Consider the following 11,657-nt stretch of genomic DNA (forward strand, 5'->3'; position numbering starts at 1 on the left):
TCCTCAGCCGCGCAGTCGGGGCGCGATGTCGCGCTCGAAGAGCTGCAGGAAACGCCGCTGGTCATGACCCGGCGCATGGAAGACCAGGTGGTTGAAGCCCCAGTCGATGTACTGCTGGATCTCGGCGGCCACCGCATCCGGGTCGTTCCCGACGATCCAGCGCTTCGCGATCGTCTCCAACGGCAGCGCGTCGGCGGCCTTCTCCATCTCCACCGGATCGGTGATGTCGTGCTTCTGCTCCTTCGAGAGCGACAGCGGCGACCAGAAGCGGGTGTTCTCCAGTGCCGCGTCGCGCGTCTCCTCATAGGACAGCTTGATCTCGATCATCCGGTCATAGGTGTCACTCGAGCGCTCGGCCTGCTCGAGTCCCTCCGCCACCGCCGGGAGCAGCTGGTCCACGTAGAGCGCGCGTCCCTTGCCCGAGGTGCAGATGAAGCCGTCGCCCGCACGCCCGGCGTAGCGCGCGACCATCGGCCCGCCTGCGGCGATGTAGATCGGGATACCGCCCTCGGGCCGGTCGTAGATCGAGGCGTCGTGCGTCGAGTAGTACTCGCCGTCGAAGTTCACCCGGTCCCCGGACCAGAGCGCCCGCATCAGGCGCACCGACTCCCGCAGTCGCGCATAGCGCTCCTTGAACTCGGGCCACTCCTGCTCCCCCGCGCCGCGGAAGCCCGTCGCGATCTCGTTCAGCGCCTCACCGGAGCCGACCCCGAGGATGATCCGGTCCTGGTACAGGCAGCCCAGGCTCGCGAACGCCTGCGCGAGCACGGCCGGGTTGTAGCGGAAGGTCGGAGTCAGCACCGAGGTGCCGATGCGGATGCTCGACGTGCGCTCGCCGACCGCCGCCATCCAGGTCAGGGAGAACGGGGCGTGCCCGCCGGTGTGTCTCCAGGGCTGGAAGTGGTCGCTGGCGAACACGGACTGCATGCCGTGCGCCTCCGCCGCCACCGAGATCTCGACGAGCTCACGGGGGTCGAACTGCTCCGCGCTGGCCTTGTATCCGAGGGTCAGTGTCATGTCGCATCCTTCTGTTCGTGTTCGTGCGGTTCGTGTGCGTGGACGGCGGCCAGGGCGGCGGCATAGCCGTCGCGGTACCCCTGGTCGAGTGCTTCGGCGGTGCCCAGCCAGAAGAGGTCGCGCTCCGAGGAGCGCACGATGCTCGACGCACCGGGCAGGGTGAGGGGACCGACGAGATCGGGGCGTCCGCGCACCACGGCGACCGGGTTGCCGCTCGCCTTGCCCTTGACGAGGTCGGACGCCGCAGCCAGCTCGTCGGCGAGGCACGGGGTCGTGACACTGAGCACCTTGCCCGCCTGATCGGTCGTGCCGCGGAGGTCGGCGATCATCCGCACGCCTCCGCCACCGATCGCGACGTCGGTCTGTCCCTCTCGCCAGGGACGCCCGAGGGTGTCGCTCAGGATCACCCCCACCTCCGCCCCCGTGGCCGCACGCAGGCCGGCAGCGAGCGTCCGCGCCGAACGGTCGGGGTCTTCGGGGAGCAGGAGTACCCAGCCGTCGGGAGTGTTACTGGCATCGACACCGGCGGCCGCGGCGACCATCCCCAGGCGGTTCTCGACGATGCGCATGGTGTGGCCGTCGGCGGTGCGAGAGGCGACGAGGCGCACGGTCTCGGCGGTGATCGCCTCCTCGCGGTCGGCGGCCTGCACGTAGCAGCCCTCGGCCTTGGACACGATCTTGGAGGTGACCACGAGGATGTCGCCGTGCGCGAGCTCGACGCCGGTGTCGAGGATCAAGGCCACGAGGTCGTCACCGGGCTGCACCTCGCCCATGCCGGTGAGGGCGAAGACGGTGATCGCGGGGGCGCTCATGAGTGCACCTTCGGAAGGACGTCTCGACCGAACACCTCGAGGAACGACCTCTGGTCGGGGCCGACGTTGTGCAGGTAGATGCGCGTGAAGCCGAGGTCGGCATAGCGCTGGATCTGCGCCCGATGCACGTCGGGGTCCGCGGAGATCAGCATCGACGCGCGCAGGTCCTCCGCCGTCACCCCGCGCACCAGCTGTTCGAAGTCATACGGCGAGCGCACGTCGCCCCGGCGCATCCGGAGACCCGCGATCGGCCACTCCGACAGCGCGTTCGCGAGCGCCTGCTCCTCGGTCGGCGCCCAGGAGAGGCGGAGCTGGAGCACCTTCGGGAGACCGTCGGGATCGTGGCCCGCCTCCCGTGCACCCTCGGCGAACCGCGCGAGCAGGGGTTCGAGGCGTTCGACCTCGGCGGAAGTCGTGATCAGCCCATCGGCATTGCGGCCGGCACGACGTGCGGTGGCGGGCCCCGCGGTGGCGATGTAGACCGGCGGCGCGGCGGGCGGCATCGTCCACAGTCGGGTGGTCTCCATCCGGAAGTGCTCACCCCGATGGCGCGCGTCCCGCCCGGCGAGGGAGGCGGTGAAGAGTTTGCGGATCAGGTCGACGGCCTCGAACATGCGGTCGATCCGCTCGGCGGGCTCCGGCCAGTAGCCGCCGACGATGTGCTCGTTCAGCGCCTCCCCCGAACCGACGCCGAGCCAGGCACGACCGGGGTAGAGCGCGGCAAGGGTCGCCGCGGCCTGCGCGACGACCGCGGGGTGCGTGCGGAAACCGGGGGTCGTGACACCGGGACCGAGGTCGCCGGTGGTGTGGGCGCCGATCGCGCCGAGCATCGTCCACACGTGCGCGGCGTTGCGATGGCGAGGCAACCAGGGCTGGAAGTGGTCGGTGGCCATGATCCCGCGGAACCCGTGCGCCTCGGCGAGGACGCAGTTCTCGATCGCGGCGGTCGGCTCGACCTGCTCGAGCATCGCGGCGTATCCGATATGCATGTCGGCCTCCTCGCCTCTCTGTCTCCATTGAATGGATACTGGATCCAAAAGTCAAGCGTGTGAGCTTCCGGGCCGCGTCGAAGTGCGAAAACGCGCCTCCGGACCCGCCCTGAGGCGCGTTTTCGATCCCGCAATAGCGCGGCGGGCGGGACGGGCGGGACGGGGGCGGGGCGGGGGGCGGGACGGGGGGTCAGGGACGGGGGCGGGACTGGACGGCCAGGGTTGCGGTCGCGGAATCCGCAGCGGGGGCCGGAGGGGTCGCGAGGTCGGGAAGACCGGCACCGACCGCCTTGCGGGTCCGACCGATCGCGCGACGAGACAGCGCCCACTGCAGGCCGTATCCGATCGCGAACACCATCAGCGTGAAGATCAGCGCCATCGCGGCGCCCTGGTCCGGCGCATAGAGCTGTGCGGAGCGCGGGTTGATCATCGCGTAGATGTACATCGACAGCGGACGGGATGACGGGGTGGCCAGGAACGCGGGAAGCGTGAACTCGTTGGTGCCGAGGATGAACATCTGGATCCACACGGCCATCACGGTGGGCATCAGCAACGGAGCGATGATGCGGCGGAACCCCTCGAAGCGACTCGCCCCGCTGGTGAGCGCGGCCTCCTCCAGCTCGGGCCGGATCTGCAGGGTCGCGCTGTACGACGAACGGTAGGCGATCGACACCCGATACGAGTAGGCGATCACCAGCGCCAGGAGGGTTCCCGCGATCGGGATGTAGGGGTTGATCACCATGAAGGTGAGGAACATCGCGAAGCCGGCGATGGTCGCGGGGATAGCGACCGACGACGAGGCGAACAGGTCCAGGGCCTTCACCCAGCCGGTCTTCTTGCTGCGGGCGATGCCGTAGGCGAGGACCGTGGCGAACACGACCGCAATCGTGGCGCTGCCGCCCGCGATGAGGACCGTGCGTCCCAGCGACACCCAGAACTCCGGATCCGCGAGCACCACCCCGAACGCACCGAAGTCGGTGCTGCCGAGCATCGCATCGATCGAGAACGCCACCGGATAGGGCGTGATCGCCGCCCACAGCAGGGCGAGCAGCGGGAGGATGCCCGTGAGCAGCACGAACACGGCGACCAGCAGCATGACCGGGATCTTCCACGGCCCCATCCGCATGGTCGACGGCCGGAAGCCCTTGCCCGAGACCGATGCCCTGCGCTCGGCATTGCGGGTCGCGCGGAGATAGACCGCGAAGGCGATGGTGGTGATCACCAAGAACACGAGTCCCCACGCGGCGGCCAGGCCGTACTGCGGCAGCTCGCCCGCGTTGGAGCTGATGAGCGTCCAGAGCTTGAGGGCGAAGATGTTGCGCCCGGACTCCTGACCGAACAGCAGCGGAACCTCGAGACTGCCGAGGCCGAGGATGAAGGTGAGCACGGTCACCCCGAGCAGGCCCGGCCAGAGCATCGGCAGGGTCACCCGTCGCAGCGTCTGCGGCCAAGAGGCCCCGGACACCCGCGCGGACTCCTCGAGCGAGCCGTCCATGTTCGTCAGGATGGGCACGATCATCAGGTAGGGGAAGGTGACGTTCGTGAGCGCCTGGATGAAGATCATCGTCGGGAAGGCGTACGGATCGATCGGCACGTCGCTCGCGAACGGGAGCAACCGCAGCAGCTGGTTGAGCACCCCGGACTCGGGCGAGAGCATCAGCAGGTAGGCCTGTGCCTTCACGATCGGCGGGATGATGTACGGCACGATCACCAGCACCGAGATGAGGCGACGCCACGGCGCATCCGTGCGCACCGTGACCCAGGCGAGGCCGAAAGCCATCAGGAGCGTGAGGAGCGTCGAGCCGCCGACGAACGCGCCGGTCGCGCCGAGCACACCCCAGAAGTCCTCGCGCAGCTGCCACAGGGTGACGAAGTTCTCGACGCCCCACTTCGCCGACGAGACGCCGAAGGGCAGGAACGGACCACGGAACGCGGTGATCACCTGGACGATCAGCGGTACCGCGAGAAGGATGAAGATGACCGCGCCCGAGACGATCATCGCGATCGTCATCGTGGTGGGACGCTTTCGCCCCGTGGTCCGTCCTGCCTGGAACATCGTTATCCGTTCAGCGCCTTGTCGGCGGCGTTGATCATGGCCTGCCAATCGTCACGAGTGGCCTGCGTCTCGGTCTCGGCCCCGTTCTCGAGGCCGAGCAGCAGTGCGTCGGAGTTCGTCTTCATGAGCCCGGTGGCCTCGGCGAACGTCGCAGCGGGAAGCCCGGCGAACGGCACCTGGGTGCTGGCGAAGCGCTCGTCCGTCATGCGGAGCTCGATCCAGTCCGGGTCGAACGCGTTCCACAGGGTCCACAGCGCCGCGCCCGGCTTGTTCTTGGCGTCGGAATTCACACCGGAGAACTGCGCCCAGACGCCGGCGTGCTCGAACGGCGAGACCTGGAGCGCCGGGTTCGGGTTGAAGAGGGTCTGGTTGAGGGCGATCGGCACGTCACCGCTCGACAGCGGAGCGCCCTGATCCTCGAGCAGCTTCAGGTTGCCGGACGACATGAGGTCGCCGATCAGGTCGACCATCTTGTCCTCCCCCTCGGCCATCCCGTATCCGGCGAAGACCACCGCGTTGTAGCCGGCGACCGACACCTTGTCCTTGTACTCGGGGTCGAGGAGACCGTCGAGCGTCTCGGGCACCGACTCGACCTTCTCGGTGTTGTACTGCATGAGGGTGCCGTTGATGCTGTCGGGCATGAGCTCGGGCGCACCGATGGTCAGGTACTCCGCGGGGACGCCGAAGCTCTCCCAGTCGACCTTCTCCCAGAACCCCTCGTCGTACATGGCCGCCATCGAAGTGATCGAACCGGACACCACGTCGGTGTTGCGGGCACCGGTGGCCTTGGCCGAGATGATCGCCGAGGACAGGTTGTAGGTCAGACCCCGGGTCTCGACCTTGATGTCGGGGAAGCGCTCGTTGAACTGCGCGATCACCTCGGGCGCCAGCTCGTACCAGTCCCAGATGACCAGCGTGCCGCCATCGGCCTTCTTCGCCTCTTCGTAGAGGGTGTCGAGCTGCTTGTCGATCTCCGGCCAGTAGTCGTCGTAGAAGTTCTCGCAGCGCGTGATCGCGCCGATCTCGACGGCGTCGCAGACGGCCTCGGCGGCGTCGCCCTTCAGGGCGCTGTCGCCCCCGGTTGCTTCGCTCGGCGTGCTGCATCCGCTCAGCGCGAGTGCGAAGACCGCCACGACGGCGGTCGCTCCCAGTGTTCTCTTCATGATCTGAATGTCCTCTCTGACATCAGGAATGTGATCTACGGGTGTGGTGCGGGGTTGCGTCATGCAGCCAGCACGCGGCAGGCGTGCGGGACGAGTTCGAGGAAGACCCTGCCGCCCTCGGGGGGTGTCGCCAGCGGTGCTCCGCGGCCGACGATGGTGCCGACGGACTCGCCCTCGGCGAGCACTTCGGCCTCGTACTCGACGATCTCGCCGAGGAACTCCACCCGCACGATGCGGACGGGAACGACGTTGGGACGGTCGGCGTCGGTCTCATGCCAGCGCACGGTTTCGGGGCGGAAGGTCAACGTGACCTCGTCGCCCGCCGAGACCTCGTCCGGCACGGGCGTGCGCAGCCGGGTCCCGAAGGCCTCCACCACCGCGTCACCCGCGCCGTCGCGATCGATCACGAGGGCGGGGATCATGTTCGCGCGACCGACGAAGTCCGCCACGAAGCGGTCGGCCGGCTGATCGTAGAGCTCCCGAGGGGAAGCCTCCTGCACGATGCGCCCGCCGTTCATGACGGCGACGCGGTCCGACATCGACAGCGCCTCGGACTGATCGTGTGTGACGTAGAGCGCGCTGATCCCGAGGGTGCGCTGCAGACTGCGCAACTCATTGCGCATGGTGTCGCGCAGCTTCGCGTCGAGGTTGGACAGCGGCTCGTCGAGCAGCAGCAACCGCGGCCGGTGGGCCAGCGCCCGTGCGAGAGCGAGGCGCTGCTGCTGGCCGCCCGACAGTGCGGTGGCCGGACGCTGGGCGAGGTGATCGAGCTGCACGAGCTCGAGTGACTCCATCGCCCGCTTGCGCGCCTCCTGCTTGGGAAGACGGGAGCCGGCCACCTGGAGCGGGAAGATCGCATTGGCGAACACGGTCATGTGCGGCCAGATCGCGTAGTTCTGGAACACCATCCCGATGTCGCGCTTGTCGGGCGACACGTGCGCGGTGCCGGTGGAGAGCACCTCGCCGTCGAGCGAGATGACCCCGCCGTTGCTCCGCTCGAGCCCGGCGACACAGCGAAGCGTGGTCGTCTTGCCGCATCCCGACGGGCCGAGGAGGGAGTAGAACATCCCGGGCTCGATCGTGAACGTGACGTCCTTGACCACGGGCACGGCGGCACCGTCGAGCTCGTAGTCCTTCTTGAGGGCGTCGACGACGAGTCTTCCGCCTCCGGATTTCGCGGTCATCGGAACCCTCTCGTCGTTCTTCATTCTGGATTTTGGATCCACTGCGATCGCCACCATCATCGTCCCTCTCTCACGACGGATTCCACTGTCTGCGGGGCCGCCGGCGCACCCCACGGCCGCGGCTTCTCGAAGAACACCACGACGATCGCGCACACCGCGAAAGCGACGGCCGACAACAGCAGCGACTGCGACATGGCCGTGGCCAGCCCGCTGCCGTCCTCCGCCGACAGGTCGCTGCCGGGGTGGATCGCCCCCGGCACGAAGCCCGAGATATGCAGGGCGAGCGTCGCGTTCATCAGGACGGCCAGCAACGCCGACCCGATCACGGAGCCCATCTGCCTGGTCGTGGAGTACACACCCGATCCCGCTCCGGCCTGCGTGTGCGGAAGGTTGCGAGTGGCCGTCGACGCCAGAGGTCCGAACATCCCCGAGACACCGATCCCCAACAGGGCGGACGGGAGCAGCAGGAGCCAGAACGGGGCATCGAGCGTCATCGTCGCCGCGTACCAGACCATGGCCGCAGCCGAGACGACGAAAGCCGCGAACGTCACCCAGCGCGGCCCGACCCGATCGCTCAGCTTGCCGACGAACGGACCGAGCACCCCCGAGACGACGGCCATCGGCGCGAGCATGAGTGCGGCCAGCGTGGGGTCGAGACCCCGGCCGACCTGGAAGTAGAAGGCGAGCGGCACCGGCATCGCCGTGATACCGACCCCCACCAGGAAGATCGTGGCGTTCGCGACCGAGAAGTTGCGGTCACGGAACAGCGCGAGCGGCATGAGCGGTTCGGCGCGATTGACGCGCTGCCAGACGACGAAGAGCACGAGCAGTACGACCCCGGAGATGATCAGGCTCCACACCGTGATCGGTCCGAGGATCACACCCCAGTCGTAGACCTCACCCTCCTGGATGCCGAACACGAGAAGGAAGAGACCGACGCCGGACAGCGTGACGCCGAGCCAGTCGAACCGATGCGGGTGTCCTTCCAGGTTCGGCACCAGACGCCAGGCGACGAGGAACGCGACGATCCCGACGGGCACGTTCACGAAGAAGATCCACTCCCAGCCCACCGTGTCGGTGAGCACGCCGCCGAGGATCGGACCGACGAGCGTTGCGAGCCCCCCGACCGCGCCCCAGGCACCCATCGCCTGACCGCGTCCGCGCGGAGGGAAGACCCGCGCGATGATCGCCATGGTCTGCGGCGTCATCAGCGCCGCACCGAAACCCTGCACCGCCCTGGCCGCGATCAGCATGCCGATGCTGTCGGCCAGACCGCACGCGAGCGAAGCGAGGGTGAACACCACGAGACCGATGAGGTAGACGCGCTTGGGCCCGAAGCGATCGCCGAGCCTGCCGGTGATCAGCAGCGGGACGGCGTAGGCGAGGAGGTAGGCGCTGGTCACCCAGATGACCGTGGTCAGGTCGGCGTCGAAGGCCGCGAGAATGACCGGGTTGGCGATCGCCACGATCGTCGTGTCGACGAGGATCATGAAGAAGCCGATGCACAGCGCCCACAGGGCCGGCCAGGGCCTGACTGTCTGAGTCATGGATCACTTTCGGGAGGGATCGTCGCGGAAGGTACGGGAGCGGGGATTCGGCGTCCGCCCTGCAAGCCCCTTATGTGCAGGGCGGGCGCCGAAGTTCCGGGGTGCCGTGTGTCAGCCGTCGGCGGCGGGGATGCCGACGACGGGCTCGCCCAGCAGCGGGGTCGAGACCGCGTAGATGCCGTGATTGGCGAAGAGCCAGATCAGGTTCCGGTCCCACTCGACGAAGATCCCGTGCACGGGGGCGGCGAGGTCATCGTCGTCCTTCAGACCCATCGGAGGCACGAAGTAGGCGCCGACCTGCGGGTTCTCGGGATCGCGCACGTCGAAGATCTGCAGCCCCGCGGCGTAGAACGCGTAGGGGACGACGCCGCCGTGCGGGGTTCCGGTGTTCGTGAAGTACCCCGAACGCTTCGGGCCGAACGAGCCGCGGCGCTGTGCCCAGTCCGTGAACGCGGCCTCTGCCGGCGGCGTCGGGCGGGGCAGAGTGCGCACCACCCGCGGGTTCGTCGGGTCCGACACGTCGATCTGGTAGATCTCCTTGGCCGGCTCGTAGCAGTCGGTGTTCATCGGGTAGCCCGAGACGTACACGTACCCGGTCTCCTCGACCTGGGTGGTGTCGACGTTGTCGCCTTCGGTCCCGGCGACGCTCGTGGGCAGCGGGCACCATCCGACGTGATGGATGTTCGTCGGATCGGAGACGTCGAGGACGAAGAAGCCCTGACCCCCCTGCGCGGCGTAGGCGTAGCGGTAGCCCGACTCCACGGAGCGGGGCATGAAGACGCCCATGCGAGAGCCGAACCAGCTCGTCTTGTTGTTCCAGCGGTCGTTGTCGGCGAGGTACTCGGAGTCCACCTCCTCGCCGGCGCGGGATCCGGGCACCCACCAGGTCGAGAGCAGTTCGGGCTTCGAGGGGTCGGAGACGTCGTAGGCCGCATGCCCCGCCGTCCACAGCGTGGTCTTGTACGGCTGGTTGGTGAAGGTGTTGTCGGGCGCGGTCGCCACGAAGAGGTACTTGTCGCCGTAGTAGACCGGCAGGTCGAGGACGCCGTTGCCCTCCTGGATCTCGTCCGGCCCGTGGTTCGGATCGGTCGAGACCTCGGTCAGGAGCGTCCACTCCCTCGGGCTGGGTCCGTTCATCTCCCAGGTGCGGAAGCCGCGCAGGCCCTCCCACTCCTTCAACTGACCCTCGACGGTGTCGTCGATCCACTTGTTGGCGACCCGCCCCTTGAGGAAGTACCGCGGGGTCTCGCTCGCCTGGATGGCGATGTGCTTCCCGAGCTTCTCGTTCCACTGCACCGTCGTCGCGCCGAACTGCGGACGCGGATCATCCCACCCCCACTGCTCCTCGTCGACGATCGTGAGGTCGCGCGGGTCGGTGATGTCGTACAGCTTCCAGTGGTTGCCACCGCCGTAGTGCAGCATGAGGCGTCGGCCATCCCAGTCGTAGATGCACTGCCAGGAGTGGCTCGTGTTCACCACGATCGGGTAGAACGCCTCGGCGGTCGCATTGAACGTGTACGTCTCGGGATCGCGATAGTCGAGCTGACCGGGCCAGTCGACGAACACGTCACGCGGGACGGACGGCGTGTGCGCCGGCGGCAGAAAGGTCCCGTCCGGCTGCATACCCCAGGTCGAGGGGTCGGGATCGGCCGGTTCCCCCGCGACCCGGCGGAAATCCTCCGGGCGGTACTTCTTCGCGTCGGGCACGTAGGGAGAGCCGGCCATGTCGCCTCCATTGGCTGAATCGGGTGAGATCGTCACGACGTCGTGTCGTCCTCCTCAGATTCACCCTGGAGAAGCGATGCTGTCCAATATCCATACGGGTCAGAGCTATGACCATTCGGGCATATCAGCCGATCGGGCGGGCCTCCGTCAGGGCGTACTCGCGCTCGAACTCGGCGAGCCGCGCACCCTCTTCGCGCAGATGACTCAGAAGTGCGGACGCCGCCGGCGACGGTGCCCGATCCTTCGGCAGCGTCACTCCGACCGATCGGCGGATCGAGCTCAGTGGGGTGGGCAGGATCCGCAGCTCGCGGTCGTCGACGGCGATGAACATGGGGAGAGCCGCGATCACGTCGGTCGAGATCAGCAGAGTCCGCAACGTCAGCATCGACGTGCACTCCACCCGGTCGGGCGGCAGCGGCAGCCCTTCATGGAAGAACACCGCTTCGAGCTCGGCGCGCAGCGCGGTCTGAGCGACCGGGAAGATCCAGGGGTACGCGAGCAGCTCGGCGAGCGAGTTCGCCTTGACACCGCCGAGCACGGGATGCCCCGCGCGAGCGACCAGACGTATCGGCTCCTGGTGCAGCCGCTCCTGCTCGAGACGGACCGGGACCGTCGGCGAGAGCCGTCCGACCGTGAGATCGAGGTCACCTGCGAGGAGAAGCTGCTGCAGGGTGTCGGGCGTCCCTTCGCGCACGACCACCGTCAACCGCGGATGCTCGGCCTTCAGCGCGGCGATGGCGCGAGGCAGCAACAGGTTCGATCCGGCGAGATGCGTGCCGACCGTGACGGTGCCGAGCTGACCGGACTGCAGCAGCCGCACCTCTTCGCCCGCGGCGCGCAGCTCGGCGAGCACCGACCGGGCGCGCTCGATGAACGAATCGCCGTACGGGGTCGGCTTGACGCCGCGCGGCATCCGCTCGAACAGGGGCACACCCAGCACCTCCTCGACCTCACGGAGCCCTCGGGTGACCACGGGCTGCGTGATGTGCAGCGACTCCGCGGCGCGCACCAGGGTGCCCTCGTCGGCGATGGCGGTGACGAGGACGAGGTGGCGGATCTTGACCCGTCCGTCGAGCAGTCGATCGGTGACCATGATCGGGACTATAGCCGTACGGGCATGGCAGTGCATCAAGAGAGTATTTGTCGGCATCCCTCGAACCTTCC

The 11,657-nt window shown here is 68.0% G+C and carries 9 protein-coding genes; all 9 read right to left on the reverse strand.

Features of this window, described 5'->3' with window-relative positions:
• Positions 1 to 3 precede the first annotated feature (3 nt).
• Positions 4 to 1,017, reverse strand: a complete 1,014-nt coding sequence (gene fgd / locus LRQ07_RS17695) for a glucose-6-phosphate dehydrogenase (coenzyme-F420) (protein WP_256535388.1) — start codon at positions 1,015 to 1,017, stop codon at positions 4 to 6.
• On the reverse strand, positions 1,014 to 1,829 hold the full coding sequence (cofE, locus tag LRQ07_RS17700; RefSeq protein ID WP_256535389.1) for a coenzyme F420-0:L-glutamate ligase: 816 nt from the start codon (positions 1,827 to 1,829) through the stop codon (positions 1,014 to 1,016). Before cofE ends, fgd begins: the two co-directional genes overlap by 4 nt.
• Positions 1,826 to 2,818, reverse strand: a complete 993-nt coding sequence (locus LRQ07_RS17705) for a TIGR03557 family F420-dependent LLM class oxidoreductase (protein ID WP_256535390.1) — start codon at positions 2,816 to 2,818, stop codon at positions 1,826 to 1,828. Before LRQ07_RS17705 ends, cofE begins: the two co-directional genes overlap by 4 nt.
• 190 nt (positions 2,819 to 3,008) lie before the next feature.
• Complete coding sequence (locus LRQ07_RS17710) at positions 3,009 to 4,874, reverse strand: ABC transporter permease (RefSeq protein WP_256535391.1); 1,866 nt, start codon at positions 4,872 to 4,874, stop codon at positions 3,009 to 3,011.
• 2 nt (positions 4,875 to 4,876) lie between these two features.
• Positions 4,877 to 6,037 carry an ABC transporter substrate-binding protein gene (locus tag LRQ07_RS17715; protein ID WP_232763098.1) on the reverse strand — a complete coding sequence of 387 codons (1,161 nt, stop codon included), beginning with the start codon at positions 6,035 to 6,037 and terminating at the stop codon, positions 4,877 to 4,879.
• A 59-nt stretch (positions 6,038 to 6,096) separates the two neighbouring features.
• Entirely contained in the window at positions 6,097 to 7,221 is a 1,125-nt protein-coding gene (locus LRQ07_RS17720) for an ABC transporter ATP-binding protein (protein ID WP_165875405.1), read from the reverse strand.
• Positions 7,222 to 7,277: 56 nt separating this feature from the next.
• The gene (locus LRQ07_RS17725; protein WP_232763097.1) at positions 7,278 to 8,768 is read right to left on the reverse strand and encodes a DHA2 family efflux MFS transporter permease subunit; all 1,491 of its coding nucleotides are present in this window, start codon (positions 8,766 to 8,768) and stop codon (positions 7,278 to 7,280) included.
• Positions 8,769 to 8,879: 111 nt separating this feature from the next.
• Entirely contained in the window at positions 8,880 to 10,493 is a 1,614-nt protein-coding gene (locus LRQ07_RS17730) for an LVIVD repeat-containing protein (protein WP_256535392.1), read from the reverse strand.
• Between the two features lie 124 nt (positions 10,494 to 10,617).
• On the reverse strand, positions 10,618 to 11,586 hold the full coding sequence (locus LRQ07_RS17735; protein WP_256535393.1) for a LysR substrate-binding domain-containing protein: 969 nt from the start codon (positions 11,584 to 11,586) through the stop codon (positions 10,618 to 10,620).
• Between the last annotated feature and the right edge of the window lie 71 nt (positions 11,587 to 11,657).

It is taken from the genome of Microbacterium sp. J1-1 (genome assembly GCF_024498615.1).
In the GTDB taxonomy this organism is placed as follows: Bacteria; Actinomycetota; Actinomycetes; order Actinomycetales; family Microbacteriaceae; genus Microbacterium; species Microbacterium aurugineum.